22 protein-coding genes and 1 tRNA gene are annotated in these 25,354 nt (G+C 38.4%); 19 read left to right on the top strand and 4 right to left on the bottom strand.

Annotation, left to right across the window (positions count from 1 at the left end; all coding sequences use genetic code 11):
- The 7 genes from RWP19_RS08475 to RWP19_RS08505 form a co-directional block, all read left to right on the top strand.
- The coding region (locus RWP19_RS08475) for an NfeD family protein (protein ID WP_314357305.1) at window positions 1–461 on the top strand (461 nt) is incomplete at its 5' end.
- Between the two features lie 36 nt (window positions 462–497).
- The gene (floA, locus tag RWP19_RS08480) at window positions 498–1,454 is read left to right on the top strand and encodes a flotillin-like protein FloA (RefSeq protein WP_314357307.1); all 957 of its coding nucleotides are present in this window, start codon (window positions 498–500) and stop codon (window positions 1,452–1,454) included.
- 8 nt (window positions 1,455–1,462) lie between these two features.
- A complete protein-coding gene (locus RWP19_RS08485; protein ID WP_314357308.1) occupies window positions 1,463–2,035 on the top strand; it encodes a hypothetical protein in 573 nt (190 codons plus the stop codon).
- 248 nt (window positions 2,036–2,283) lie between these two features.
- Window positions 2,284–3,015 (top strand): sortase, encoded by a 732-nt coding sequence (locus RWP19_RS08490; protein ID WP_314357309.1) that lies wholly within the window; start codon window positions 2,284–2,286, stop codon window positions 3,013–3,015.
- A gap of 54 nt (window positions 3,016–3,069) precedes the next feature.
- Window positions 3,070–4,008 (top strand): hypothetical protein, encoded by a 939-nt coding sequence (locus RWP19_RS08495; RefSeq protein ID WP_314357310.1) that lies wholly within the window; start codon window positions 3,070–3,072, stop codon window positions 4,006–4,008.
- A gap of 143 nt (window positions 4,009–4,151) precedes the next feature.
- Window positions 4,152–4,745, top strand: coding sequence for a DNA glycosylase (locus RWP19_RS08500; RefSeq protein WP_314357311.1), 594 nt, complete (start codon window positions 4,152–4,154; stop codon window positions 4,743–4,745).
- Between the two features lie 332 nt (window positions 4,746–5,077).
- Entirely contained in the window at window positions 5,078–6,328 is a 1,251-nt protein-coding gene (locus RWP19_RS08505) for an MFS transporter (RefSeq protein WP_295209565.1), read from the top strand.
- A 214-nt stretch (window positions 6,329–6,542) separates the two neighbouring features.
- Here RWP19_RS08505 and pepT read toward each other — a convergent pair whose 3' ends face one another.
- Window positions 6,543–7,766, bottom strand: coding sequence for a peptidase T (gene pepT / locus RWP19_RS08510; protein WP_314357312.1), 1,224 nt, complete (start codon window positions 7,764–7,766; stop codon window positions 6,543–6,545).
- A 243-nt stretch (window positions 7,767–8,009) separates the two neighbouring features.
- Here pepT and RWP19_RS08515 point away from each other — a divergent pair, with 243 nt between their 5' ends.
- The 3 genes from RWP19_RS08515 (at window position 8,010) to mmuM (ending at window position 12,203) form a co-directional block, all read left to right on the top strand.
- On the top strand, window positions 8,010–9,947 hold the full coding sequence (locus RWP19_RS08515; protein WP_314357314.1) for an OPT family oligopeptide transporter: 1,938 nt from the start codon (window positions 8,010–8,012) through the stop codon (window positions 9,945–9,947).
- A 369-nt stretch (window positions 9,948–10,316) separates the two neighbouring features.
- Window positions 10,317–11,102: a basic amino acid ABC transporter substrate-binding protein gene (locus RWP19_RS08520; protein ID WP_295209572.1), complete on the top strand. Its 786-nt coding sequence runs from the start codon at window positions 10,317–10,319 to the stop codon at window positions 11,100–11,102.
- 75 nt (window positions 11,103–11,177) lie between these two features.
- Window positions 11,178–12,203 (top strand): homocysteine S-methyltransferase, encoded by a 1,026-nt coding sequence (gene mmuM / locus RWP19_RS08525; protein WP_314357315.1) that lies wholly within the window; start codon window positions 11,178–11,180, stop codon window positions 12,201–12,203.
- Window positions 12,204–12,293: 90 nt separating this feature from the next.
- Here the strand turns inward: mmuM and RWP19_RS08530 are convergent.
- From RWP19_RS08530 to RWP19_RS08540, 3 genes are all read right to left on the bottom strand, one after another.
- Window positions 12,294–12,384 (bottom strand) — tRNA-Ser (locus tag RWP19_RS08530).
- Window positions 12,385–12,531: 147 nt separating this feature from the next.
- On the bottom strand, window positions 12,532–13,767 hold the full coding sequence (locus RWP19_RS08535) for an FprA family A-type flavoprotein (protein WP_295208972.1): 1,236 nt from the start codon (window positions 13,765–13,767) through the stop codon (window positions 12,532–12,534).
- A 158-nt stretch (window positions 13,768–13,925) separates the two neighbouring features.
- Window positions 13,926–17,666 (bottom strand): phosphoribosylformylglycinamidine synthase, encoded by a 3,741-nt coding sequence (locus RWP19_RS08540; RefSeq protein WP_314357316.1) that lies wholly within the window; start codon window positions 17,664–17,666, stop codon window positions 13,926–13,928.
- A 298-nt stretch (window positions 17,667–17,964) separates the two neighbouring features.
- Here RWP19_RS08540 and RWP19_RS08545 point away from each other — a divergent pair, with 298 nt between their 5' ends.
- The 9 genes from RWP19_RS08545 to purN all read left to right on the top strand — a co-directional run bounded on the left by RWP19_RS08545 (window position 17,965) and on the right by purN (window position 25,354).
- Window positions 17,965–18,870, top strand: a complete 906-nt coding sequence (locus tag RWP19_RS08545; RefSeq protein ID WP_295258831.1) for a LysR family transcriptional regulator — start codon at window positions 17,965–17,967, stop codon at window positions 18,868–18,870.
- A 133-nt stretch (window positions 18,871–19,003) separates the two neighbouring features.
- The gene (locus RWP19_RS08550; protein WP_295208977.1) at window positions 19,004–19,579 is read left to right on the top strand and encodes a xanthine phosphoribosyltransferase; all 576 of its coding nucleotides are present in this window, start codon (window positions 19,004–19,006) and stop codon (window positions 19,577–19,579) included.
- 26 nt (window positions 19,580–19,605) lie between these two features.
- Window positions 19,606–20,052, top strand: coding sequence for a hypothetical protein (locus tag RWP19_RS08555; RefSeq protein ID WP_024064651.1), 447 nt, complete (start codon window positions 19,606–19,608; stop codon window positions 20,050–20,052).
- A gap of 11 nt (window positions 20,053–20,063) precedes the next feature.
- Complete coding sequence (locus RWP19_RS08560) at window positions 20,064–20,504, top strand: hypothetical protein (RefSeq protein ID WP_295208980.1); 441 nt, start codon at window positions 20,064–20,066, stop codon at window positions 20,502–20,504.
- A gap of 434 nt (window positions 20,505–20,938) precedes the next feature.
- The gene (gene purE, locus RWP19_RS08565; protein WP_295208982.1) at window positions 20,939–21,430 is read left to right on the top strand and encodes a 5-(carboxyamino)imidazole ribonucleotide mutase; all 492 of its coding nucleotides are present in this window, start codon (window positions 20,939–20,941) and stop codon (window positions 21,428–21,430) included.
- A gap of 109 nt (window positions 21,431–21,539) precedes the next feature.
- Window positions 21,540–22,268 (top strand): phosphoribosylaminoimidazolesuccinocarboxamide synthase, encoded by a 729-nt coding sequence (gene purC, locus RWP19_RS08570; protein WP_314357317.1) that lies wholly within the window; start codon window positions 21,540–21,542, stop codon window positions 22,266–22,268.
- 9 nt (window positions 22,269–22,277) lie between these two features.
- Window positions 22,278–23,696, top strand: a complete 1,419-nt coding sequence (gene purF / locus RWP19_RS08575) for an amidophosphoribosyltransferase (protein WP_314357318.1) — start codon at window positions 22,278–22,280, stop codon at window positions 23,694–23,696.
- Complete coding sequence (purM, locus tag RWP19_RS08580) at window positions 23,683–24,744, top strand: phosphoribosylformylglycinamidine cyclo-ligase (protein WP_314357319.1); 1,062 nt, start codon at window positions 23,683–23,685, stop codon at window positions 24,742–24,744. Before purF ends, purM begins: the two co-directional genes overlap by 14 nt.
- Window positions 24,737–25,354, top strand: a complete 618-nt coding sequence (gene purN, locus RWP19_RS08585) for a phosphoribosylglycinamide formyltransferase (RefSeq protein WP_314357320.1) — start codon at window positions 24,737–24,739, stop codon at window positions 25,352–25,354. The genes purM and purN overlap by 8 nt, the downstream gene beginning before the upstream one ends.

The following is a 25,354-nucleotide window of genomic DNA, read 5'->3' on the forward strand; positions in this document are numbered from 1 at the left end:
AGTTTTTAATTTGGATGGCTATAGGGATCGCCCTGATGGCGGTAGAACTCGTTGTTCCGGGTGGTATTTTGGGACTCATTGGTTATTGTACCTTTCTTTGGGGCGTATATGTAGCCCTTGGGGAGGGAACGACAGCATTGTATACCGTACTAGGATTAACAGCCTTGTTAATTGTCCTTATCATAGTGTTCTTTAATCACTTTGAAAAGACTTGGATAGGCAAATTGTTTACTTTAGGGCAACGATCTACAACAAAAGCTGGCTATGTATCTAATGATGTATTAGATGATTTAGTCGGTAAAGAAGGCGTAGCTCATACTACACTGCGCCCTGCAGGTATTGCTAAAATTGATGGTAATTTGGTTGATGTTGTGACCGAAGGGGACTTCATCGATGCCGGTTCACCTATTGTGGTGCTTCGTGTTGTAGGCGGCCGCAATATAGTTAGAAAGCGTGATTAAGCTTTCATCATATCGTCGTTTATAATGGAGGTTATTATGGATGTAGGTATTTTAATTTTGATTCCCATTCTACTGATTGGGATTATGGTGTTCTTGTATATTGTGCCATTAGGCCTTTGGGTATCTGCTCTTGCAGCGGGCGTTAATGTTGGTATCTTTACACTCGTAGGTATGCGCTTGCGCCGTGTAAATCCATCCCAAATCGTAATGCCTTTGATCAAAGCTAATAAAGCGGGCCTTGATGTTAGTGTAAATCAGCTAGAAGCTCATTACCTTGCAGGTGGTGACGTTGACCGCGTCGTAGATGCGTTAATCGCCGCTGAGCGCGCATCTATTCCTTTGACATTTGAACGTTCTGCAGCTATCGACCTTGCAGGTCGCGATGTATTGGAAGCGGTACAAATGTCTGTTAATCCTAAAGTGATTGAAACACCAATTATCTCTGCAGTAGCGAAAAACGGTATCGAACTCAAGGTTCGTGCTCGTGTAACTGTACGTGCTAATATTGATCGCCTCGTTGGTGGTGCTGGTGAAGCTACTATTATCGCCCGCGTTGGTGAAGGTATTGTAACAACTGTAGGTTCCTCTGAAGAGCACACAGATGTACTAGAAAATCCAGATCATATCTCTCGTACTGTATTGGGTAAAGGTCTTGATGCGGGTACTGCATTCGAAATCTTGTCTATCGATATTGCTGACGTAGACGTAGGACGTAACATCGGTGCTCAATTGCAAACAGATCAAGCGGAAGCGGATAAGAAAATCGCTCAAGCTCGTGCGGAAGAACGCCGTGCAATGGCTGTTGCTACAGAACAAGAAATGCGTGCGAAAACACAAGACATGCAAGCTAAGGTTGTGGAAGCACAAGCTGAAGTTCCTAAAGCATTGGCAGAGGCTTTCAGAAGCGGTAATCTTGGTGTTATGGATTACTACAATATGAACAATATTATTGCAGACACTAAAATGCGTGAAAACTTAGCAGATAGTGAATAGGAGTAGCTATGGACTCTATTTTGTCTTCCGTGCTATCCATCTTTTCGAATAATCCGATATTTGTTCTAGCTATCATCGCGTACATTGCTTTTTCTATTATAAAAAGCAAGAATACTGAAGAGTCTGAAGAGTATGAGGACCATGAAAGTTCAGGTCAGACTTGGGAGGATATGGAACGTGAATATGGTATCTCCATAGAGAAAAAGCCTATAGAACCTTCGCCTGAGGATTTTAAGACAGTTTTATCTTCTAATCATCGTTACGATGAAGAGGCTACAAAAAAACAAGGTGCTGATATTTCACCAAAGAGTACATCAAGTAAATCAACTAGCGCTAGTACTAATATGACTCGCTCGGCTCACGAATCTGTTACAGGTCCTTCCTTAAACGAGCGATTAGCTGAGTTTAAGCGTGATAAAGTCTCTAAAGAGGGGCGAGTTCTTCTTGAGAATGTAGGAGTTACAAAGACACCAGCTGTAGCATCAACTCGCAGTCGAAAAGCCAATCATGCCTTAAAAGAAGGGATGAAGTGGTCTATCATTTTAGGCAAGCCTAAAGCTCTAGAACGGAGATATCGCTAATCAGGATACTAATAACAATAAGCTCCACTAGGAGGTTGTTAGGCCATAGAATATGAATGGTTTATGCCCGAATATTGTGATAGCAACTAAAATTATATCTATCGTATGTGGTGCATATAATTACATATGGAAAGAGGTTCCTATTGGTCACCTATGTGACTATTAGGAACCTCTTTTGTATTGTCTTTTCTTGATGGAGCTTTCACAATAATAGAGAAGGGAGTTTGTCCATAAGGAGAGGTGATATTATGTATCGTAATGTGCGCGTTATACCTAGACAGTTATTAGAACAATTATATGTAGAAAAACAGTGGAGTATTCGCGATTTGGCAGAGTATTTTCAGTGTAGTGTGGATACTATTATGAGACGTATGAAAGAGTACGATATTGAGCGAAGACCCTTAAAGAAAGAGATTAATATGGTCCATGTACAAGCGTTATATGAAACTGGTAAATGGTCACTCCATTCTCTAGCAAAGCGTTATGATGTATCTGTTACAACAATGGCAAATCGTATGAAGGAATATGGATTAGCTTGTCAGAAATCAACAAAGAATGTGGCTATCGATCCTATACGTATTTGTAGGGCTTATACAAGTGGAAACACGTCTAAGTCTATTGCACAAATGTACGGTATATCGCAATGGAAAGTACATCATGTATTGAGGCATATGGGGGTGTGTACGATTACTAAATCACAAACATCTCATAAGGTAGAGGAGATGGCCTATTTATATGTTCATCATCATATGAGTACTGATGATATAGGTTTGGCTTATGGAGCTCGTGGATCTACGGTAGCTATGTATTTACGTGAACAAGGCATAGAAATTCGTTCTAATACTTTGAAATTAGATGACAATAAAATAAGAAGATTGCGTGCTCAAGGGTATGGTGTTGCCAAAATTGCACAGATGCTAGGGTGCTCAACATCTGCTGTGAGAAGGCGGTTAGCTATGAAAAACTATATCTCTCCTTGATGTGGTGAAGTAGATACTATATACTTAAATTTATATAATGATGGGAGGAATATTATGCTTGAAATTTTATCTGCTTTAATACCGTTTTTCTTACTTGGCATAGTAGCCGCAGGTTTATCTCGTGTATCTGGGGTGGCCTTGTCGATGATTATAGTACCTACGTTATTGATTTGGGGTGCTAATGCCGTTGATGTTATTGCGTTTATGTTACTCTTTGTAGTGTACAACAACTTTACAATGGAGACACAGGATGTTCGTTTAGATTATAAAGATCTTATATTATTCCCTAAATGGCGATTGTGCATTCCCTTTATTTTGACTATTGTTACGGCCTTCTTTGCACCGGCTGCGGGTATTGCAGTCTTTATGGCTTGCTTTGTATTAGAGCTATTGGCAACAGTATATAAACGCATTCCTGAAAATAAACGTCCTTGTTTACACCGCGTTATTGTTACATCTGTTTTGAGTGCTGTTGTAACGGCTGTAGGCGCTTATGTGGGCCCTAAAATTCCTAGTGAATACTATTTCATCTGCGCAGGCTTAGCTATTTTAATTATTACAGGCTTTGCATGGTATGTAGGTAACCATCGAGATTCCTTTAGAAATGCATGGGAAACAATTTGGGCTGACTTTAACTTGTTCTTGGGTATGTTTGGTGTAGAAGCATCTTACTATCCAGCAGCGCTTACACGTTCTATTCCCAATCCAATGGATCGTATGCTACCGATGATTACAGTGGTAGGTGGTTACGCAGGCCTTATGGTGGTATTCGGTTTTTACAATATCTTCTCTATACCATCCTTGATCACCGCTATTGGTGCGGCTATTGGTATTCGTCTCTTTGGTTTGTATGAGTTTCCACGTAATGGCAGCTTCTCCTACTTAGCTATTGGTTTTGCTGTAGCAGCTGTTGTATGCTTGTATCTCGTATCTCCAATACCGGTTGGTTTTGATCATATTAACACTTTAGTTTCTCAACCAATTGTTCAATAAGGATAAGTAGTCTAGTTATTTCTTTATTGATTAATATTCTTAGTGTTTCATCTAGTATCTAATAGAATTTAAATATGTGATATAGTTCATATATTGTGCTGAAAGTTGAGTTCATACTAGATTGTGAAAGGAGTTGATGCTCTGTGGCAGAAACAATTGAAACGAGACCATTTCCACCGTTCTTACCAAAGAATACGACGGTGATGATGATGGGGACATTCCCACCAACTTCCGAAAAGCGATCTATGGAATTCCATTATCCTAACTTTCAAAATGACATGTGGCGTGTATATGGTTTAGTATTCTTTGACGATAAGGAACACTTTAGAAAAGGAGAGGAAAAAGCCTTTGATGCGGATAAGATTAAAGCGTTCTTATCTGAAAAGGGGATTGCTTCTTGTCCTACTGTGTTGAAAGCAATACGCGAAAAAGGAAATGCATCAGATGCATTTCTTAAGGTTGTTGAACCTGTACCGCTTGCAGATGTGTTGGAGCAAATTCCACAATGTAAACATATTGGTACAACAGGTGGTAAGGCGACAGAAATTTTGTTGAGTTTATTACCCGAAAAGGTTAAATTACCTAAAACAGGGGAAACAATTCCTTTTGTATTTAATGGTCGTGAATTGACGTTAACCCGATTGCCATCTACATCTCGTGCGTATCCATTGAGTCTTGTGAAAAAGGCTGAAGCTTATAAGGAATTTTTTAAGGCTTGTGGTTTACAGACAAAGTAATCTAGATGCGTGAGCTTCTTTGATAAGTGAGTTAATTAGATTAGTAAACTATATAGGTCAGTGATTAACTAAATATCTATACGTAACACCTTTGGTGCTATATTGTATCTTTTATGACGTAATATATAACATCAAAGGTGTTTTTATTATCGAAAATTAATATGAATTATAAAAATGAAAATAACTATATAGTAATTGATTATACAAAATTCGTTATAAATAAAAGTAATAAGATATATAATATTTTAATTCTTGATTTTTAGAGTGAGAGGTTTATAATTAACCGTTGTTGCAAGTGGTTGACAATAGTTTAAGAAAATGGAGTTGATACTATGGATAAGGCAAAAGAGGCCTTGTGGACAAAATCATTTGTTCTTGATACTTTGATTAATTTCTTAGTATTTTTGATTTATTACTTACTAATAGTTATTATTGCAGTAGTAGCAAAGGATAATCTTCATGCTTCAGCGAGTCAAGCTGGCTTGGCTGTTGGTATTTATATTATTGGTACCGTTGTAGCCCGTTTGTTAGCAGGACGGTTTATTAGTGTTTTAGGCTGTCGTAAGATGTTGTACCTTGGTTTATTGATCTATTTAGTTTCAACAGCCATGTATTTCTATACACCTAATTTATTGATGCTTGATAGTGTTCGTTTCATAAATGGTTTTGCTTATGGTATTACATCTACAGCTACAAGTACAATTGTAGCGGCTATTATTCCGATGTCACGCCGTGGTGAAGGGATCAACTACTATGGTTTGTCTACTTCTTTAGCTGCTGCAGTAGGTCCTTTCTTAGGGATTTTAATGCTTCATAGTCTTGGTTATGATTTTATTATCGCATTCTGCGTTGCACTTATCATTCTTTGTGGTATTGGTTCTGTTATTATGAAATTTAATGAACCTAAGCTTGATATTGATGCTGAAGAACATAAGGGCTTTAAAGTTTCTGATTATATTGAACCACGCATGAACTCTATTACTCTCGTATCTATACTTGTGGGTTTTGCATACTCTGGTGTTATCGGCTTTATGGCGGCCTATACAAAAGACTTAGACCTTATTTTGGCAGGGACATTCTTCTTTGTTGTATATGCTGTAGTTATTACTATAACAAGACCATTACTTGGTATTTTGTTTGATATGAAAGGGGAAAATTTTGTTCTTTACCCTTGTTTTGTATCTTTAGCTATTGGTATTTTCTTATTATCTATTGCGCACTCTACATGGCTTATACTTTTATCTGCTGTGTTTGTAGGTCTTGGTTATGGTACATTTATGTCTAATGGTCAAGCCGTTACCGTTAAAATTGTACCTGTTCACCGTATTGGTGTTGCTACATCTACGTACTTCATCGCTTTGGATATGGGATTAGGCTTTGGACCATATATTTTAGGTGCTGTTAAAGAGGTAGTAGGTTATTCCAGCATGTTCCATGTTACTGTTGTAGTAGCACTTCTTGCACTAGTTGCTTATTACTTGCTTTATGGTCGTTATGTAGGAACTGAAAAAGATCTTTCCTTAAAAGCACGTGCTGAAGAAGAACAAATTAAAAACCGTAAACGTAATGGTAAACTTGTATAGAATGTAAGTTATGATGTTGGTGAATTCAGACTGGTTCTAGCAGGTAGATTTTACGACTAAATTAAAAGGACTATACGAGATATCTCGTATAGTCCTTTTTTGGTGTTAAGGTATCTTAGAATTCCATTGTGTTCTAGAATACTAGTTTGGTATTTACATATCCTTCAAATGTCATCTAGTAGTATAGGTGCATGAGCAGTTACATGGTAATCTATTATTTCTCAATATTAACGATGTTTATGATAACTTCTACGGCTTTTTTCATATCATCTATACAAGCGAATTCATGACGACCATGTAGGTTTTCTACGCCAGTAAAGATATTAGGGGTAGGAATGCCCATGAAGGAAATTTTAGAGCCATCTGTACCGCCGCGGATAGGGTCACAAATAGGAGTGATACCCGCTTTCTCCATAGCTGCTTTAGCTATATTAACGCAGTCCATATTGTCTTTGATGATATCGTACATATTGTAATATTGATCTTTTACAGATACTTCACATACTTCGCGTCCATAAATTTCGTTTAATGTTTGACCTGCTTGTAAGAAGAATGATTTTTTCGCTTCAAACAATTCTTTGTCATGATCGCGAATAATGTAGTTCATTTTACCTGTGTCTACTTGTGTTTCCATGCTCATGAGCATAAAGAAACCTTGACGACCACATGTATGCTCAGGAACAGCAGCACCTGGTAATAGGGCATCAAATTGCATTGCTAATTTAGCACAGTTAATCATAATGCCTTTTGCAGTGCCTGTATGAACGGATACACCTTTTAATGTAACAGTGCCGCCAGCAGCATTGAATGTTTCATATTCAAGTTGTCCTAGGCTTTCACCATCAATAGTATAAGCAAAATCAACAGGAAATTGTTTTACATCAAAGTGATCTGCACCGGTACCGATTTCTTCATCTGGGCCAAAGGCACACATGATTTTACCGTGCTTGATTTCTGGATGAGCTACGAGGTAGGCGATGGCTTCCATGATTTCGCAGATGCCAGCTTTGTCGTCACCGCCTAGTAGTGTAAGACCGTCGGTTACTACCAAGGATTTACCAATATAGTTCTTTAAATTAGGGAAATCTGCACGACGTGTGTAGATTTGATGCTCTTCGTTGAGGCAAATATCGCTACCATCATAGTTTTCAACGATGCGAGGTTTAATATTTTCTGCGTTGTAATCAGCTGTATCCATATGAGCGATAAAGCCAATAGCAGGTGCTTTTTCATCTGTATTAGCATTTAATGTGCCAATAACAAAACCATTTTCACGGTTGTAAATAACTTCATCTAAACCGATTGCTTTCAAATCAGGAACGAGCACATTAGTAGCAAAGTCTACTTGTGTTTGAGTACTAGGGATTGTTGTACTTTCCTCATTAGATCGTGTATTTATACTTGTATAACGAACAAAACGTTCAACTATTGAGTCCATAATAATCCTCCTCGTCAGTAAATATAAATGTTATATAAACTTGTGTAAAAACTGTATATAATAAAGATTCTTAATATACTTTCATTGTAGAACAGGGACGATGAAAATGCAAAATTAATATGTATGGAAGGTGTCATATTTTATTCGCATAGAGCATAGAAAGTCGTTGAACCATATATAGGGCCATGTTAGTATAAAGGTGAATAGTTATACGTTTTTATATTTTTATAAGGAGGTTTTACCATGTCGGACGCAACTCGTTCTATCCCGCCCGTAGAACCTGTATTAGATCCTAAGAAGGATTACGTAGAGATTAACTCATATGTAGTGTTCTGGGGCCTATTCTATGCGGCAATTTTCACACTGGCTGTAGGGTATTTATGTTTGAAAATTGGTCAAACTGTAGATGCTTTTGCTCCAGTATCTGTACTGGCTATGGGTACAGCAGTTATTTTGAAACGACAAAATGCTTTTGCTGAAACAGTTCACATTCAGGCTATCGCTAGTTCTAGTACGAACACATTAGCAGGCGCGATGTTCTTCTTACCAGCTCTATACATTTGGAATGTTACGGATGTAACCTTTGTACAAATGGCGATTCCTATTATCCTTGGTGGCGTACTTGGTGTTCTATTATGCGTTATGTTCCGTCGCTACTTTGTCGAGGAAATGCACTATGTGTATCCGTTCCCAAGTGGTCGTGCTGCTGCTGAAGTACTAATGAGTAATGAAGGTAGTAAAGCGAAACTCATGCTTGGTTCTGGTCTTATTGCTCTTGTATATGACTTCATTCTTAACAGCCTTGGTTGGTGGGAAGAGGTTATCCGTACAACAGCATTTAAATGGGGTTCTGCTCTTGCTGATTCGACTAAGTTAAATGCTGCTGTAGATACAGATGCTGCGTTGCTTGGCCTTGGGTATTTCACAGGATTACGGTATGCGGCTATTATCGCAGCTGGTTCTTTCTTCTCTTGGTTCGTATGTATTCCAATCGTATACTATTTAGCTCCGGAACACATCATGCAAATCAATGGGCATGCAGTTCCACTTGCAGAAGCTCCTATTCGCAAAGTATTCTTAGACTATGTTCGTCATATTGGTATCGGTATGCTTGCTATGGCAGGTATCATCGGCTTGCTCAATATGTCTAAGGTAGTAGCTAGTGTTGTTAAAAATGCAGTACTTGATATTTTCAGTTCCAAAACTGTTGATGTTAACTTGCTTCGTACACAACGCGACGTTCCTACATCTTGGATTGGCGCTGGCATCTTATTGTGTACAGTTCTATTTGCAGCATATTTCCACTTTATGTATGCTGAAAGCTTCTCCCAAACAATCGTAGCATTCTTAATCGTTCTAATTATGTCCTTCTTATTATCTGTAGTAGGTATCAGCTCCATTGCTTATACAGGTACAGAACCAGTATCTGGTATGACAATCTTCATGATTATCATCTCCGCTGTATGCTTAACAGCTGCAGGTATGACTGGTAAAGTAGGTATGATTGCAGTCCTAATGATGGCTTCCTTCATCGGTACAACCATCGGTATGTCTGGTAACTTCATGTCTGAACTTAAGGTAGCGCATATGACAGGTGCTACACCTAAGAAAATGGAACAATGGCAAATTGTTGGTACCATTCTTTGTGCCGTACTTTCTGTAGGCGTTATGATTCTCTTGAACGATGCATATGGCTTCGTAGGAGATCATGCATTAAATGCTCCACAAGCAAACGCTATGGCTGCCATTATCGAACCTATGATGACTGGCGGTAGTGCTCAATGGCCTTTATACATGGCTGGTGCATTATTTGCAATCATCTTATGGATGGTGAAAGTTCCACCATTGGCATTTGCTCTTGGTACATACTTGCCAATGGAAATCAACACACCATTACTTATCGGTGGTTTGATTGCGTACTTCGTACAAAATAGTACAAAAGATAAAGAATTAGCAGATCTTCGCTTCTCCAAAGGTAGCACAATTGCATCTGGTCTAGTAGCTGGTGGTGCTATTGGTTCTTTATTCAGTGCCGTACTTCGTATTGCAGGTGTTGATGTATTCGCTCAAGACTGGGTTGAAACACCGGAAGCAACATACCTCAGTATTGTAATGTACTTGTTACTCTGTGTATTCTTGTACAAAGTGGCTATGTACGTAAAAGCTAAAAAAGCTAAATAAAGAATAAGATATATCCTTAAGAATGTGAGTATTTTGTTTGATTAAAAATTGTTAAGAATTCTCCACTCTAGGTATGACCGCCTTTACTGAGTTTTTGTTTTCTTGGTAAAGGCGGTCTTTTTATTATTAATTCTAGTTTTATTGCTATATCTATTAATAATTTCTTCGGTATAACTAAAAACTATATTAATATAATACCTATTGATATAGTCGGATTAATTGACCCTAACTATATCGAATGTTATGATTATAATAGAATACCTTTATAGGTATTATTTTTATTATACTCATAATGTAAGTATAGATATGTTCATTCGTATATAGAAAGAAAACTTTACATAGAACTGTAAGGTTAGAGTAAGGTCAATTATGAAATTTAAGAAAATAGCAGCTCTTCTAGGGGCTTTTACCATTGCTAGCAGCTTGTTTATCGCTGGTTGTGGCAATACAGGTACGAGTCAAAAAACGTGGCGTGTTGGTACTGATGCAACCTATGCACCATTTGGATTTAAAGATAAGGATAGTGGCAAATTAGCTGGATTTGATGTTGATATTATCAATGCTATTGCAAAAGAAGAAGGTATTGAAGCAGATATTCAAAATTTGAACTTTGATGCGCTTTTACCAGCATTACAAAGTAATACTATCGATATTGCGATTTCGGATATGACTATTTCCGAAGAACGAGCTAAGTCTGTTGATTTTAGTAAACCATACTATATTGCAGGTAATGGACTTGTAGTAAATATCGATAATACCAATATCAATAGCTTTAAGGATTTAGAAGGAAAACGTATTGGTGTATCTATCGGGTCTACAGGGGCAGAAATTGCTAGCAAGATACCAAATGCAGATGTGCGTCAATTCAACCTTATCGTTGATGCCTTTTTAGAATTACAAAACCGTGGTGTAGATGTAGTTATTAACGATACGCCAGTAAACGAATATTATGTTAACAGTAAGGGGAAAGGTATCGCAAAGGTTACTGGAGAGGACTATGATGCGGCACCACTTGGTATTGCTGTGAAGAAGGGAAATACAGAGCTTCTTAACAAAGTTAACGATGGATTAGCTAAAATTAAAGCAAATGGTAAGTATGCTGAGATTTATAAAAAATGGTTTGGTAAGGAGCCACCAGCAGAGGATTTAAAATAGTTTGTAGATAGAACTATAACGTATTATTTGTTATAATACGTTTAGTAAACCTCAAAAGGTATGAGGTAGTATAGAATGGGTGATATGATGGCTAAACGTAGAGCATTTTTAGATATAATTAAAGAGAAGGGCACCCTCGTTTTAGATGGTGGATTAGGATCAGAATTAGAACGTTACGGTTGCGATCTACAACATAAGTTGTGGTCTGCCAAGGTTCTTATGGATCAGCCATATATCATCAAGAAAATACATATCTCCTACCTAGCGGCTGGAGCAGATATTATTCAAAGCTCTGGTTATCAAGCAACAGTAGCCGGTTTTAAAGGATTAGGATTTGGTACAGAAGAAGCCATCGAGCTTGTTAAATTATCTGTTCGTCTAGCAGTACAAGCTCGCAACGAATTTGTAGAGGCAAAGGCGAGTGGGGCACTTACATTGCGTGGTATTACACTGGGCGAAGAAACTCCAGATGGAGTTAGATACTTTTCTGAAGGGGCATTGCCTAAACCATTAGTAGCGGCCTCTGTAGGCCCATACGGAGCTTTTTTGGCGGATGGATCTGAATATCGTGGCTATCCTGATGTGCAAACTGAGTACCTCGAGGTGTTCCATATTCCTCGCCTAGCCTTATTCTGTGAAGAAAATCCTGATATACTATCTTTTGAAACAATACCGTCTTATGATGAAGCCATTGCTATTGCTCGAGCTATGTCTGATCCATATACATCGAGAGGAATTCCTGGTTGGATTGCTTTCTCTTGTAAGGATGAACATCATGTTTCTAGTGGGGAAACTATCATTAAATGTGCGGAAATGATCGATAAGGTTCGTCCTATAACTGGTCTCGGTATCAATTGCACCAAGCCAGAATATGTAGAGTCCTTAGTTAAGGATATTCGTACAGTCACTGATAAACCGATTGCTGTATATCCTAATCTTGGTGAAAGCTATGATAGTGAAACTAAAACTTGGTATGGTGATCCTGGATCCTTCGTTGATTATGTAGATGCATGGCGCGAGGCGGGTGCTAATATTATAGGTGGGTGCTGCCGAACAACACCTGAAATCATTGGTGATATTGCTAAAAAAATTCATAAATAATTAGTGAGTAAATAGAAAGGCTATTCCCGTTACATAGGAATAGCCTTTTTGGATAATAAAAAAAGCAGTGCATAAGCACTGCTTTTACTATGGCGGAGAGACAGGGATTTGAACCCTGGGTACGGTATAACCGCACACATGATTTCCAATCATGCTCCTTCAGCCGCTCGGACACCTCTCCATGTATTCTGTTGTCTAACAGGTACTTGTATAGTATATGAAAAAGTTAGATTTATGTCAAGCAAAAAATAGTGAAAATCTTAGACTTTCATAAGAGTTTTAAAGTATAAGAAAAAGCCGCCTTTTTAGGCGGCTTTTAGTGTTAGTATTATAATACTTCTTTGATTTCAGCTGCATCGATGGATGCTTTGATATCGTCTGCCATTTTTTCGATTTTTGGAAGATCTTCTGCTTTTAAAGAGGATTTAATATCAAGTGGTTCTGATACGATTTCAATGTCTTTGAAGTCGTTTTCGAAGTGAGCAACCATTGTTTTCATTGCAGCAGATGCCCAAGAGTGATTACCGATGATAGATACCTTATGGTTTTGGAAGTTAAGAGCTTTCAATTCATGAATGAAGTTTTCCATAGTAAGGTATAGGTTTAAATTATAAGTAGGTGCGATTGTTACTAAGTTAGTGTATTTCCAAGCATCAGAGATGATGTAGGAAGCATTAGTTTTGGAAACATCGTAGATTTTGATATCTGTAATGCCACGTTTTGATAATTGTTTAGCTAATTGTTGTGCAATGTCACGAGTGTTACCATACATAGAACCGAAGGCGATAACAACACCTTTTTGCTCAGCTGTGTAGCTAGACCAGTGCAAGTATTTATGCAAGATATAATCGATAGATTCAGGTGTACGCCAGATTGGACCATGAAGTGGAGCAATGCGTTTAATATCAAGACCAGAAACTTTGCGGATTGCATTTTGTACTTGAGGACCGTATTTACCAACGATGTTTGTATAGTAACGACGAGCTTCTTCTTCGTATGTAGCAACGTAATCAGTTTGGTCTGCAAAGATATTGCCGTTAACGGTTCCGAATGTACCAAAAGCATCTGCGGAGAACAATGTACCAGTAGATTTTTCAAATGTACAAGTTACTTCTGGCCAGTGAACCATCGGCATAGTGTAGGAAACAAGAGTATGTTTACCTAGACAAATTTCATCGCCCTCTTTAACTGTGTAATATTGGTCAGGTTTTGGAGTATTGTAGAATTGTTCAAACATGCGGAATGTTGTAGCATTACCAACCATTTTACAGTTTGGATAGCGCTCTAATGTTTCTAACAATGTTTGGCAATGATCTGGTTCCATGTGGTTAACGACGATGTAATCGAGATCACGACCGTTCAATAAGTAAGTCAAGTTATCGAAGTATTCTTCGCGAATTTCTGCATCAACAGAGTCTACAACACAAGTTTTTTCATCGTCGATGAAATAGCTGTTATAGCTAACACCATTTGGAATAGGGAATAAGTTTTCAAAACGTTCTGTGGTCCAGTCATTACTACCAATCCAGTAGATATTATGGGTCATTTTCTGAGCACAATGCATAATAAAATCCTTTCTTAACTCATATTTGTTATGTATAGGTTTATACGAATTTTTATGTTTGTAAATATATCATCAACTTATAATACTAATATTTTCGAAAAAAATCAATATGGAAAAGCCTACTCTTAGGAGTAGGCTTTCACCTGAAAGTATAGAAATTATTTAAAGTATTTTACACCAGATGTAAAGATTGGCATTTCTAATTGGCCAGGAATGTTCTTACTAACACCAGCACCACAGCGTTCGGAGTGGGCCATTTTACCAAATACGCGACCATCAGGACTATAAATACCTTCAATAGCAGCTACAGATTGATTTGGATTAAAGCGGCTATCCATGGATGCAATATCATCAAAGTCCACATATTGTGTAGCGATTTGACCAGTTTTATTGAATTCCAATACTTGTTGAGGAGAAGCAATGAAGCGACCTTCACCGTGAGAAATTGGTACAGTGTAGATTTCGCCTGCTTTAGCATCACTCATCCAAGGGGATTTAGTAGAAATAACTTTAGTATTAACCATGCGAGATAAGTGACGACCAATCGTGTTGTATGTCAAAGTAGGATGGTCAGCAGTTAAGGTTTCAATATGACCACCTGGCAATAAGCCTAATTTGATAAGCGCCTGGAAACCATTGCAAATACCAAGTACAAGACCATCTTGTTTGTATAATAGATTTTCTAGGCCTTCTGCAAGGTACGGGTTGCGGAAGAGGGTAGCCATGAATTTACCAGAGCCATCTGGTTCATCACCAGCGCTGAAGCCACCAGGGAACATAAGAATTTGAGATTCTGCTAGTTTAGCTTTTATTACATCAATAGATTCTTTTAATTGTTCTGGTGTTTGGTTTTTGATGACTACGATATCTGTTTCTGCACCAGCTCTTTCAAAAGCACGAGCAGAATCAAATTCACAGTTTGTACCAGGGAATACAGGAATGAGAACTTTAGGTTTAGCACCTAGAGATGTACTGCGAGGTTTAGCGTGTTGATCATGAATGTATGCTACGGCTTCACCGACGCCATTTGGTGCATACATAGGGAATATATTATTAAGAGGAGCTTCATAAGCTGCTTGAATTTCCTTAAGGGATACGGATTGGTCAGCCCATTCAATAATAGGATTTGCTTGGGTTACACCAATTACTTTTAGGCCGGGTAATTCTAAGAGATAGTTAACAGCTTTAATGTCTACCTCTACGATAAATGCACCAAGAGCTGGTTGGAAGATTGCACGTTCAGCATATTTATCGAATTTAACACCGATATTGTTACCAAGAGCCATTTTTGTGACTGCTTCAGGAATACCACCTTGGTCAACCACATAAGCAGAGTATACGCGACCTTTTTCAATTTGTTCTTGTAATACTTCACAGTTTTCCTTGAAACGATCCCAATCAGGCGTATCATCGTACATGCGAGGTACATCGAAGAATACGAGGCGATGGTCTACGCCTTTAAGGTCTTGACTCACAATGTTATCTACATGAGCTGTTCCCACTGCGAAAGATACGAGGGTAGGAGGAACTGTAAGGTCCATAAATGTACCGCTCATAGAATCTTTGCCGCCAATAGCACCAATTTCAAGTTCTTTTTGAGCTTTATAGGCACCGAGAAGTGCGGCTACAGGTTTACCCCAAGATTCTTTAGAGTTGAGATGTTCAAAGTACTCTTGTAATGTTAAGTATGCATCTTCACGGCGACCACCAAGGGCTACTAATTTAGCAACAGATAATAGCACTGCATATTGTGCACCGTGGTATGGACTCCAAGCAGATAATTCTGGTACAAAGCCATGTGTCATGATACTAGCAGTAGTAGTTTCACCGTTTAATACAGGTAATTTTGCAACCATACCTTGAGTAGGTGTCTTTTGGAATTTACCGCCGAATGGCATAAGTACTGTATTAGCACCAACTGTACTATCAAAGCGCTCTGCTAAGCCTTGTTGAGAGGCTGTATTTAAATCGGATACGGCTGCAAGCCATTTTTCTTTGAAGTTCTCTGCACTAGAAGAGCCACGTAAGAAATATGAGTGATCCGCTGGAGCTGTTACAATAGCTTCTTGTTGTTGACTTGCACCATTTGTATTTAAGAAGTCGCGGCTGATATCTACGATTGTTTCGCCATTCCAGTTCATGATTAGACGATTTGTATCAGTTACATCTGCAACAACTGTACATTCTAAGTTTTCTTCGTCGCAGAATGCTTTGAATGCATCTACATCAGAAGCGGAGATAACGCAGGCCATACGTTCTTGAGATTCAGAAATTGCCAATTCTGTACCGTCGAGGCCAGTATATTTTTTAGGCACTAAATCGAGGTTGATTGTTACGCCATCTGTTAATTCACCGATAGCAACAGAGACACCGCCTGCACCAAAGTCATTACAACGTTTGATAAGTGTAGTCACTTCACCACGACGGAAGAGGCGTTGAATTTTTCGTTCAGTAAGGGCATTGCCTTTTTGTACCTCTGCGCCGCAGGTGGAAAGGGATTCTACCGTATGTTCTTTAGAAGAACCTGTAGCACCACCACAGCCATCGCGACCTGTTTTGCCGCCAAGTAATACTACAACATCACCTGGAACGGGTACCTCACGGCGTACTTGGTTGCGTGGGGCTGCACCGATAACAGCGCCTATTTCCATGCGTTTAGCTACATAACCAGGATGGTAATATTCTTTTACTTCACCTGTAGCAAGACCGATTTGATTGCCGTAAGATGAATAGCCACGAGCTGCTTCTTGAGTGATTTTCTTTTGTGGTAATTTACCTTCTAATGTATCTTCGAGGCTCGTATGTGGATCGCCAGAGCCGGTGATACGCATTGCTTGGTATACATAGGCGCGGCCGCTCAATGGATCGCGGATACAACCGCCTAAGCAGGTAGCAGCACCGCCGAATGGTTCGATTTCAGTAGGATGGTTATGGGTTTCATTTTTGAATAATAACAACCATTCTTCTGTTTTGCCGTCTACATCTACAGGAACGATAATAGTACATGCATTGATTTCATCGGATTCATCGAGATTTGTTAAACCACCAGCATGGCGCAATTCTTTTACGGCTAGTGTAGCCATGTCCATGAGGGAACGAGCTTTTTTCTTAGTTGTATAAAGCTCAGCACGACCTTCCATGTATTCTTCGAGGGCTTCTTCGATAGGGCCTGTGAAGCGGCTAGCTTCAATGGAGATATCCGTTAATTCCGTCATAAATGTGGTATGACGGCAGTGGTCGGACCAATATGTATCGAAGAGGCGAATTTCTGTAATCGTAGGATCTCGGTGTTCTACCTCTGCATATTGTTGTCTAATCATTTGAAGGTCTGCCAAGGTCATAGCAAGACCATAATTTTTGATGAGTCCTTCTAAATCAGCATCGCTCATTATAGTAAAGCCATCAATTGTTGTCACTGGTTTTGGGTCCTCTAAATCGAGAGATAAAGTGCTAGGTAATTCAAGGCTAGCTTCACGGGAATCAACGGAGTTGATGTAGTATTTTTTGATACTATTTTCTTGTTCTTTTGTGAAAGTACCTTCAATAGCGTATACACGGGCACAGCAAACAATATGTCCGGATGTAAGGGTTAGCATAGAAATACATTGCTCAGCACTATCAGCACGTTGATCGTATTGTCCTGGTATATATTCAACGGCGAATATGAAACCTTGTACAGTCGGAATTTCTTCTAATACTATATCTACAGGAGGTTCAGAGAAAATAAGGTTTTTTGCAGCCTCTAAATCTTTTGCATCTACATGTTCGATATCATAGCGCTTATAGATGGTTACCCCTGTAGCGGGCATAGATAGTTCCTGTTGTAAGGTCTGCAACATGCGTTGTGCTTCTTGGTTGAAAGATTCTCGTTTTGTTACGAATAATCGTTGTATAGCCATTGTAGCCTCCTGTAATGTATATAATTCCCTGTGGGATATTGACAAATTAAGTATAGTCGGTCTAGACTTATAAGTAAAGGTAATCTTACTTATTAAAAGATTAGAAATACTAATAAATATGAAGGATTCATGAAGGTCATAAGACCTAACTTTCATGAAGATTTCTACATATTCATTATATATTGAGAGTTTATAATTATAATATAGTATATATTGAGAGTTTATAATTATAATATAGTAAATAATATGTATATTTAAAGTAAGATATCACTATTAGTATATAACAGAGGTGAATAAAATGGCAGTATCGGCAGATTTATATAGAACCTTTTTAGGCGTAGGCTTATATTTATCCTTTTCTCGTGCAGCAAAAGAGTTAGGCGTTTCTCAATCCGCTATCAGCCAAAGTATTAAGCAATTAGAAGGTGAGCTTAATATGCCTCTTTTTGTGCGTACTACAAAATCTGTAGGGTTCACGCCGGAAGGTAAGGAGTTATTTGATACGGTAGCTAAGGCCTTTTCCATTCTTGACAATGGCGTTACTCAATTACAAGAACGGGTGAGTCAAGCTTATGAAAGTTTAAATCTTGCTGCTACAGATACACTATGTCGCCATTTCTTATTGCCTTATTTTCATAAATGGCAATTGCAAGAAAGTGAAATAGGATTGCATATTATTAATCGTCCATCCCCTGATTGCGTAGAGTTAGTACTTAATAAAGAAGCGCAGCTAGCAGTGGTCAATGATTATGAAGGTTTACGCGATAACCCTCAATTGGAGGTCACTACATTGGCTACAATTCAAGATGTATTTGTTGGTGGGCCTGATTACAAAGGGGCAGGATTCTTTGACCAAGGGCGTCTTTTGAATGAGCCTATTTTGCTATTACATAAAGGCTCTGCAAGTCGTACATTCTTTGATGAAGTAACTCATGGTGCATGTCGCAAGCCACGGTTCGAACTTGGTAGTGTCGATGTTTTACTTGATCTAGTAGAAATTAACATGGGGATTTCTATGTTACCAAATCATGTAGTTCAACAAAAAATACAAGAGGGTTCTATTGTACGTATTGATACAGATATTCCTGTGCCTACACGTGATATTGTACTTGTACGTTCTCGTTTGGTACCTCAATCTGAAGGGGCTGCACGATTTACATCCTTGCTTGTTAACCGTGAAAGTACTCGCGATAAGGTTTTATAATAATGAGACACACTTTAGGATATTTTTCAAAAGTGTGTCTTTTTATATTTTAGGCTTCTCTTGATATAGGTTGACCCTAAGGGGTTATTTACGTTAAAATTTAAAGATAGTTATGCTGCGGAGGTATGAGCACATGGAATTATTAAAACAACGCATTCGTGAAGAGGGGATTGTCCTCAATAATCGCGTGCTAAAAGTAGATGGTTTTTTGAATCATCAAATCGATCCACACTTGTTTAAAGCAATTGGTAAAGAAATTGCAGATCGTTATCGTGATGCAGGTGTACAACGTATTGTTACTATAGAGGCATCCGGTATTGCGTTGGCATTGATGGCTGCGCTTGAACTTGATGTGCCATTAGTATTTGCGCGTAAGAAAAAATCCATTCTTATGGTTGATGATGTATATCATAGTGTTGTGTACTCTTATACAAAAGAAGAAAACTACGATATTACTATTTCTAAAAAATTCTTGCCAGCTGGTGAAAAAGTATTGATTATCGATGACTTCTTGGCATCTGGTGAAGCTGCTATGGGCCTTGCTAAATTGGTAGAAGACGCAGGTGATGAAGTGGTAGGTATGGCAATCGCTATCGAAAAATCCTTCCAACCTGGTCGTGAACGCCTTGAAAATGCAGGTTATCGTGTTGAGTCTTTAGTTCGTATTAAAGAATTTAAAGATAATGGTTGTGTGTTTATCGAAGACTAATAGTCTAATTATTGGTAGAGGAAATTATGAATCAAAAAGCAGAAAAATTTGATTTACTCATTGCTGACCTTAATAAAGGTGGGAACTCTTGGTTTACAAAGGAAGAAATGACAGATGACCTTCATACAGTCGTTTACCACGGCCGTTTGGATGTTCATGAGCATAGCTTGCCTGTATTCATTGTTGTGGATGATTCTGCATTCTCCTATGCACGTATAGCTATCACAACAACATCTATTGATGAAAAAGTGATCCCTGCTGTGTTAAAAGAACTTAACACATTGAATCAAGATTATAAAGTGTCTAAATATTATGTAAGCAATGAAGATAATAACATCTATATGGATGTGTCTGTTCCTGGTTTAACAGAGCAATTTGATCCTACTGTAGTAGTAAATTTATTGCTTGAAGTAGTTCAACCACACTTAGATGCTGTACATAAAGGTATTCTAAAAGTTGCTGGTTTAGCTTAATAGAGGTTGTTATGAATCCTAAAGCGTTATTATTCGATAAGTTTTTAAAAGACGAAGAAATCACATCCTTTGAACGTAAAGATTTTGCTGATGAAGATGGTACAGTTGTATATCGTTCTTACATCAAATCTCCATTATGGGATATGCCGTTATTTGTAATTCTTGATAACAGTATTTATAGTGTTATTCGTCTAGTAATTGGTCCCGATAAGGTAACAGCTCAAAACATGAGTGCTCTAAATTCCTTAATCAATCGGGATAATGCGACATACAAAAACTATAAATTATATATTGATGAACAAGATTCTAGTCTATACTTAGATTGTGTATACATGTGTGGCGATGATGCTTTTGAACCTGCACTGATGTACGCGTTGATGTCTTCTATCGTAGACTATGTTCCTGAATCTGTAGGTGAGTTCAAAGCTGCTTTTGAAAGTGGTACACACTAATTAATAACAAATACAGATTAAGTGGTGTAATGTTCGGATTTTAATAAAAGAGGCTACCCTATCTTAATTGATAGGGTAGCCTCTTTTTACTTTTCTGAAAATACATATTAATACTATAAAATAATGGGGAGGGTAGTACGTATATCGTTGTGATAAGAAGCGTATGGATGCATTTGAGTATTTTGAATAACATCAATATAATTAAATAGAATACTATCAAATTATTCGGAATATAACGAATAATAAAAATAATTAATTGAATAATATTCGAAAATAATGTTGATTTTGTAAATATTAGGTGTTACAATTTGTGTACAAGAAGGAGGTAGCGCCGTGAACTATGTACATCAACAAATTAAAAGCAAGTCTACGGAGGCTATTTGTGCACATTTGACCCAGTCTGTTTCGGCTGGGCTTTTTTATTAGGAGGATCTATGAAGGTCGGTATTATTATGGGCAGCAAGTCTGACCTAGACACAATGAAAAAGGCATCTGCCGTACTTGATGAATTCAAAATTCCTTATGAAATGGTAATCGCTTCAGCTCATCGTACACCTGAAGCTGTAAAAAACTTTGTTACAAGACTTGAAGCAGAAGGGGCCATCGCTTTTATCGCTGGTGCCGGTGCGGCTGCTCATCTACCTGGCGTAGTAGCGAGCTTTACAACAGTACCTGTTATTGGGATTCCACTTAATGCAACAGCGTTAAAAGGTATCGATTCCTTGCTTGCTATTGTTCAAATGCCATCTGGTATGCCAGTAGCTACAATGGCTGTAGATGGAGCAAAAAATGCGGCTTTATTTGCAGTACAAATTGGAGCAGCTTTTGACAAAGAATTGAAAGAACAATATGTACAGTATCGTAAAGATATGGCTGAAAAAGTTTTAGCAGATAATGCGGAATTACAAGGGGCTATTCAACTATAATCACTGAACTCATTACGGATTATTTTATTGGTTAAAACATTAATTGTTTTAGTCTTATTAGATATTCATTATATATTTGTTTTATTTTTTTATATAAAGGAGATACATCATGGCTAACATCGACTTAGAAAAATTAACATTGTTGTACGAAGGTAAAGCAAAACAAGTGTATCAAACAAATAACAAAGATGAGTACATCGTTCATTACAAAGATGATGCTACTGCATTTAACGGTGAAAAACATGATACTATCCTTGGAAAAGGGGTATTGAATAATAAGATTTCTTCTTTCTTCTTTGAATTGTTGAAAAAAGAAGGGGTACCCACCCACTTTATTCGTCGCGAAGATGATCGTAATCAAACAGTACTTACTTTGGATATCGTTCCTCTAGAAGTTATCGTTCGTAACATTGCAGCTGGTTCTATGGCTAAACGCTTTGGCATTGCAGAAGGTACTCCTCTTAAACATCCAATCCTTGAATTCTGCTACAAAAATGATGAATTAGGTGATCCATTTGCTAATGAATCCCAAATTACAGCACTTGGTTGGGCTACTCAAGAACAACTTGATGTAATTTCTACTATTACATTAAAAGTAAACGATATTTTGAAAAAATTCTTAGCTACAAAAAATGTAACTCTTGTAGATTTTAAATTAGAATTTGGTACACATAATGGTGAAGTATTATTAGGCGATGAAATCTCTCCTGATACATGCCGTTTCTGGGATGCTACAACAGGTGAAAAACTCGATAAAGACCGTTTCCGTCGAGATCTTGGCAATATTGAAGAAGCGTACAAGGAAATGTTATTCCGTCTTACTGGCGAACGGGCCTAAGGGGGCACAATGAACTACGATCCTGTTTTTGATAAATGGCATGAAGAGTGTGGTGTATTTGGTGTTTATGATAGAACCGTTGATGTAGCACGCTACGTATATTGGGGGCTCTTTGCACTCCAGCATCGTGGCCAAGAAAGCGCGGGCATTGCCGTTACAGATGGTCATGATGTAGAATTGAAAAAAGGTATGGGCTTGTTAACTGAGTCCATAAAAGCACTGCCATCTTTACCAAGCTATATGGGGGCTGGTCATGTACGGTATTCCACAACAGGGTCCAATAATCCACGTAATATTCAACCTTTGGTAATTCACTATCAAGATGGGCAAATTGCAGTAGCTCACAACGGTAATTTGACGAATGCTTTGGCTATTCGTAAACGACTTGAAGCGGATGGGTCTATATTCCAAACAACCATGGATTCTGAGGTAATCGTAAACCTCATTGCTCGCTCTAAAGCTGAGACACAAGAGAAACGCATTGCCGATGCGGCACGTCAAATTGAAGGGGCTTTTTCTCTTGTTATTACTACGAATGACTCCTTAGTAGGTGTGCGTGATCCACAAGGGTTTAGACCTCTCTGTTTAGGTAAAACTAAAAATGGTTATGTACTTTCAAGTGAAAGCTGTGCTTTTGATGCGATTAAGGCTGAGTTTATTCGTTATATAGATCCCGGAGAAATGGTAATTATCGATGACTCAGGTGTGCGTAGCACAATTTATGCAAAACCAGAAAAAATTGACAAAAAACTTTGTGTTTTTGAATATATCTATTTTGCCCGTGGTGATAGTCATATTGATGGTCAATCAGTTTACCAAGCTCGTCTAAATATGGGCCGTGAGTTATATAATGAAACGAAATACGATGCAGATATTGTTATGTCTATTCCTGATTCTGGTACAACTGCTGCATTAGGCTATGCTAGTGCATCAGGTATTCCTTTTGCAGAAGGTTTAGTAAAAAATCGCTATAGCGGTCGTACCTTCATCAAACCAAATCAAGAGGAACGGGAATTGGCAGTTCGCATGAAGCTTAATGTATTGCCTCATGTGGTGAGTGGGAAACGGATTGTTCTCATTGATGATTCTATCGTACGAGGTACTACAAGTGGCATCATTGTTAAGATGCTAAAAGAAGCAGGCGCTAAAGAGGTTTATATGTGCGTTAGCTCCCCAACAATTGAGTATTCTTGCCACTATGGTATTGATACATCGGTTCGTAAAGAACTCATCGCGGCTACACATACAGTAGACGAAATTAAAAACTATATTCATGCCGACAAATTACATTATTTATCTCGTGAAGGCTTATGCCGTGCTATATCTGATGTAGAGCCAAATGATTTATGTTTTGCTTGCTTTAATGGTGATTACAGTGTAGAGGTTCCTGCGGAACAAGAGGAAGGGGTCAAATATGTGCTCGAATAAAACTAGTTTAACCTATCGCGATGCAGGTGTTGATATCGATGCAGGCAATCGTGCCGTCGAATTGATGAAAGAATCCGTAAAACGCACCTATACCCCTGGTGTTGTAGGTGATTTAGGTGGTTTTGGGGGCCTCTACTCCTTAGCTAGTCACTCTATGTCTGACCCTATGCTCGTATCCGGTACAGATGGGGTAGGTACCAAATTACGTTTAGCTATCATGATGGATAAGCATGATACCATTGGCCAAGATTGCGTAGCCATGAGTGTTAATGATATTCTTGTGCAAGGTGCAACGCCTTTATTCTTCCTCGATTATATTGCAGTTGGTAAACTTGATCCTGTGAAAGTAGCAGATATTGTGCGTGGTGTGGCAGAGGCTTGTGAAGACTCTGGTTGCGCTTTGCTAGGTGGCGAAACTGCAGAAATGGCAGGTTTCTACGATAACGATGATTACGATGTAGCTGGTTTTGCAGTTGGTATCGTTGATCGTCCTAAATTGATTACCGGTGAAAGCATCAAAGCTGGTGATGTGATTTTAGGTTTGTCATCGTCTGGTGTCCATTCCAATGGCTTCTCCTTGGTTCGCAAAATTGTATTCGATCATAAACAATTATCTATTGATACAGACGTTCCTGAATTTGGTAAAACCTTAGGCGAAGAATTATTGACGCCTACACGTTTATATCCTAAAGCTGTATTGCCATTGATTGAACAACAGCTTGTAAAAGGCATGGTTCATATTACCGGCGGTGGCTTCTATGAAAACATTCCCCGTGTATTGCCCAAAGGCGTTACTGCAGAGGTAGACGTAACTACATGGCCACGACTTCCTGTATTTACAAAACTACAAGAATGGGGCAATGTGGCTTGGCCTGAAATGTATCGTACTTTCAACATGGGCATTGGTATGATTCTTATCGTTGATCAAAAGGATGTAGAAACGGTTAAAGAAAACCTTTCTAGTCGTGGTGAAAGAGTATATGAAATTGGCCGCATTGTAAGTGGTGATGGTCCTGTTGTCCTTAAAGGGGCTGAGTTTGATGCGTAATTCTAAAAAGAGATTAGCCCTCTTTGCCAGTGGTCGTGGTTCTAATGGTGAAGCACTGTATAAGGCCATGCAAGAAGGCTATATTAATGGTGAATTTGTAGTCATTATTACAGATCACGGAGATGCTGGAATTGTGGAACGATCTAAATTTTGGAATATTCCACTCGTTGTTATCGAACGTAGCGACTATGATTCAAAAGCTAGCTTTGAACAAGCTCAATTAGATGCATTAGAGCCTTATACGGTAGATGGTATTATTTTAGCTGGCTATATGCGTATAGTGGGTTCTCAGCTCATTGAACGCTATGAGCATAAAATATTAAATATTCATCCTGCATTATTGCCATCTTTCCCAGGTCTTCATGGTCATCAACAAGCCATTGATGGAGGTGTAAAAATTACAGGGTGCACGGTACACTTTGTTGATGCAGGAATGGATACGGGACCTATCATTATGCAGAATACGGTTCCTGTATTACCAAATGATACAGAGGACACCTTGAGCGATAGATTATTACCTATTGAACATAAAACGTATAAAGAAGCGTTACGGCTATTTTGTGAAGATAAGCTCATAATAAAGGGTCGTGTTGTATATATTGAAGATTGA

It is taken from the genome of uncultured Veillonella sp. (genome assembly GCF_963522475.1).
In the GTDB taxonomy this organism is placed as follows: domain Bacteria; phylum Bacillota; class Negativicutes; order Veillonellales; family Veillonellaceae; genus Veillonella.

What these genes read in the sequence shown, in the direction of transcription:
- RWP19_RS08535 (WP_295208972.1), bottom strand. Translation starts at nt 13,767, where the DNA reads ATGCATTGTGCTCAGAAAATGACCCATAATATCTACTGGATTGGTAGT.
- RWP19_RS08520 (WP_295209572.1), top strand. Translation starts at nt 10,317, where the DNA reads ATGAAATTTAAGAAAATAGCAGCTCTTCTAGGGGCTTTTACCATTGCT.
- floA (WP_314357307.1), top strand. Translation starts at nt 498, where the DNA reads ATGGATGTAGGTATTTTAATTTTGATTCCCATTCTACTGATTGGGATT.
- mmuM (WP_314357315.1), top strand. Translation starts at nt 11,178, where the DNA reads ATGGGTGATATGATGGCTAAACGTAGAGCATTTTTAGATATAATTAAA.
- RWP19_RS08540 (WP_314357316.1), bottom strand. Translation starts at nt 17,666, where the DNA reads ATGGCTATACAACGATTATTCGTAACAAAACGAGAATCTTTCAACCAA.
- RWP19_RS08545 (WP_295258831.1), top strand. Translation starts at nt 17,965, where the DNA reads ATGGCAGTATCGGCAGATTTATATAGAACCTTTTTAGGCGTAGGCTTA.
- RWP19_RS08495 (WP_314357310.1), top strand. Translation starts at nt 3,070, where the DNA reads ATGCTTGAAATTTTATCTGCTTTAATACCGTTTTTCTTACTTGGCATA.
- RWP19_RS08560 (WP_295208980.1), top strand. Translation starts at nt 20,064, where the DNA reads ATGAATCCTAAAGCGTTATTATTCGATAAGTTTTTAAAAGACGAAGAA.
- purE (WP_295208982.1), top strand. Translation starts at nt 20,939, where the DNA reads ATGAAGGTCGGTATTATTATGGGCAGCAAGTCTGACCTAGACACAATG.
- RWP19_RS08485 (WP_314357308.1), top strand. Translation starts at nt 1,463, where the DNA reads ATGGACTCTATTTTGTCTTCCGTGCTATCCATCTTTTCGAATAATCCG.
- purN (WP_314357320.1), top strand. Translation starts at nt 24,737, where the DNA reads ATGCGTAATTCTAAAAAGAGATTAGCCCTCTTTGCCAGTGGTCGTGGT.
- RWP19_RS08550 (WP_295208977.1), top strand. Translation starts at nt 19,004, where the DNA reads ATGGAATTATTAAAACAACGCATTCGTGAAGAGGGGATTGTCCTCAAT.
- RWP19_RS08505 (WP_295209565.1), top strand. Translation starts at nt 5,078, where the DNA reads ATGGATAAGGCAAAAGAGGCCTTGTGGACAAAATCATTTGTTCTTGAT.
- purF (WP_314357318.1), top strand. Translation starts at nt 22,278, where the DNA reads ATGAACTACGATCCTGTTTTTGATAAATGGCATGAAGAGTGTGGTGTA.
- purC (WP_314357317.1), top strand. Translation starts at nt 21,540, where the DNA reads ATGGCTAACATCGACTTAGAAAAATTAACATTGTTGTACGAAGGTAAA.
- purM (WP_314357319.1), top strand. Translation starts at nt 23,683, where the DNA reads ATGTGCTCGAATAAAACTAGTTTAACCTATCGCGATGCAGGTGTTGAT.
- RWP19_RS08515 (WP_314357314.1), top strand. Translation starts at nt 8,010, where the DNA reads ATGTCGGACGCAACTCGTTCTATCCCGCCCGTAGAACCTGTATTAGAT.
- RWP19_RS08555 (WP_024064651.1), top strand. Translation starts at nt 19,606, where the DNA reads ATGAATCAAAAAGCAGAAAAATTTGATTTACTCATTGCTGACCTTAAT.
- pepT (WP_314357312.1), bottom strand. Translation starts at nt 7,766, where the DNA reads ATGGACTCAATAGTTGAACGTTTTGTTCGTTATACAAGTATAAATACA.
- RWP19_RS08490 (WP_314357309.1), top strand. Translation starts at nt 2,284, where the DNA reads ATGTATCGTAATGTGCGCGTTATACCTAGACAGTTATTAGAACAATTA.